We start from the raw sequence: 2,439 nt of genomic DNA on the forward strand, positions 1-2,439 counted from the left end.
CGACTCCCTTATGTTAACATTTTCATATTTCAATGTCAACCAAGTTTTTTTATTTCTTTTGTCGCTTTCTGCGTTGTTGCTATCGGCGACTTGTTCTATATTACACCTCTAAGATACAACCGTCAATATGTTTTTATAAAAAACTTCATTTTTTTATAAATGCTATTTACGTTATTAAATTATCTATCTATATACCTCTTCTATAAGAATAGATAAGCAACCCATGAAACACTCTATGGGTTGCTATTCCATCATAAAAACTATTGTTCTTTTGAAGGTACAGAACAACTTTCATCAGTACAAGACATATCACTTCCACCCTCTGAAGAAAGCTCTTGTAACTTAGGTGCAGGATTCTCTTCTTCCCACACTTGTTGAAGTGCACCAACAAAAGTTTCGAGTGGTTGCGCACCTGAAATAGCATACTTTTGATTAATAATAAAATAAGGTACTCCTGAAATTTGATATTGCTGAGCAATCGCTTCATCAATTCTAACATCATTTGCATATGCACCTTTATCATTAATAACACGTAAAGCTTCTTGCTTATCTACACCTGAAGCTTCAGCAATAGTAGCAAGCGTATCCACATCACTTAAATTTCTCGATTCAGTGAAATATGCAAAAAGTAGATTTTCCGTAATCTCTTTTTCTTCCCCTTGATCCTTTGCAAATTTAGCAAGACGATGCGCATCAAAAGTGTTCGTCGGCTTCATCTCTTCAAAATTAAAACTTAAACCCATACTAGCTGCATGATTGCCTAGTTGTATATTATTACGCTTAGCTTCTTCAATACTAATCCCATACTTTGATGCAAGTACTTCATTAATACTTGTTCCAGAATAGATTGGAGCATTTTGGTCTAATTCAAAACTTTTAAACTCAACTTCAACATCCTTCTTATGCGGAAATTGCTCTAAAGCCATTTCTAATCTGCGTTTCCCAATATAACAAAATGGGCATACAAAATCTGACCATACTTCAATTTTCATAGAAACACCTCATTAACATGTAGTTTTCAATTATTGTAGCACTGGCAATAAAGAATTCAAAAATTTATGCTTCAAACCTTATATACTACAAATCAAAATAAATTTTTAAATAGAAAAAACGATAATCAAAAGTATAAAAACATTTCCTTCTGATTATCGTATATACAAAATACAAATCTAAAACAATCTAATTACGCTGGAATGTATCTCCCCACGAACTTCCATACGGTATTCCAATATTTATTCGAATCTACCTTCTCGGCTTCTCCATGTCCAGCACCTGGAACAATTAATTTCTCTTTTTCTACTTTTGCAGCATTATATACTTCATCTAACATTTCATAAGGAACGAATGTATCAGCATCCCCATGAATAAATAGCATAGGCGTTTTACTTTTCGCCACTTGTTTTATAGCTGAAGCTTCTTCTAAATCATATCCAGCTCGTAATTTTGTAACTGTATTTGCCGCATTCATAACAGGAAACTTCGGCAAGTGGAATAAATCGTTTAATTGATACGTAAATTCATCAATAACAGTTGAGTATCCACAATCTTCAATAATAACTTTAACGTTAGCAGGTAACTCTTCACCTGAAGTCATCATTACAGTGGCCCCGCCCATTGAAACACCAAAGAGTGCTATTTCAGCATTAGGGTCTTTCTTTACAATTTGTTGAATCCAAATCAAAATATCTTTACGATCGTGCCAACCCATCCCTATATAATCGCCTTCACTATTTCCATGCCCACGAAGGTCTGGCGCTATGACATTATATCCTTCTTCATAAAAGTTCCGAATATATTTCGTCATTTTCGATGCCCTGCTATCATACCCATGAACTACAATTGCCCATTTATGGCTAGATTGTTCATTCATATATTCATAACCTGTTAAATTCAACTTATCGAAAGAATTTACGTTCAATGTATTAGGTTTATGATTTGATACAAAGTTCGCATCCTTTTCTTCATTTGTAGCAAACACACCTCCCGATGCATTCACAGTTTCTACTAAGTGAGGATTATCCTCTAAAAACTCTTTCTCTTGTTTCGCATTCAACGCATAATTATAAAAATAATTCCCGGCTAACATATAAGTAATTGCCAGAAGGACTAAAACTACTATAGTAATTACACCTATCTTTTTCATATTATCTCCTTTTTCAAAATTAAATCTTCTTATATTCAAGTACTCAAAAAAACAACTGCACTATTTTAACACACCGACAGCTTGCTTCTACAAAAAATAAAATAGAAAATCTTAAACTACACATCAAAAAAGACGAAAGAAAATGAATATGAGAGGATCAAAAGAATAAGGATTACTTACTTGAGACTGATAAGAAGTTTAAAACACAAAAAAGACGAGTCATTCTGACTCGTCTTAAAGTTGCTTGGCGACGTCCTACTCTCACAGGGACAAGGTCCCAACTACCATCGGCGCTA

At 33.8% G+C, this 2,439-nt stretch carries 2 protein-coding genes; both read right to left on the minus strand.

Annotated features, from left to right (window positions below; genetic code table 11):
* Positions 1–260: 260 nt before the first annotated feature.
* Entirely contained in the window at positions 261–992 is a 732-nt protein-coding gene (locus tag ABH957_RS29405) for a DsbA family oxidoreductase (RefSeq protein WP_404512917.1), read from the minus strand.
* A gap of 191 nt (positions 993–1,183) precedes the next feature.
* Positions 1,184–2,143 carry an alpha/beta hydrolase gene (locus ABH957_RS29410; RefSeq protein ID WP_242312083.1) on the minus strand — a complete coding sequence of 320 codons (960 nt, stop codon included), beginning with the start codon at positions 2,141–2,143 and terminating at the stop codon, positions 1,184–1,186.
* Between the last annotated feature and the right edge of the window lie 296 nt (positions 2,144–2,439).

Source organism: Bacillus sp. RC242 (genome assembly GCF_044908245.1).
In the GTDB taxonomy this organism is placed as follows: Bacteria; Bacillota; Bacilli; order Bacillales; family Bacillaceae_G; genus Bacillus_A; species Bacillus_A mycoides.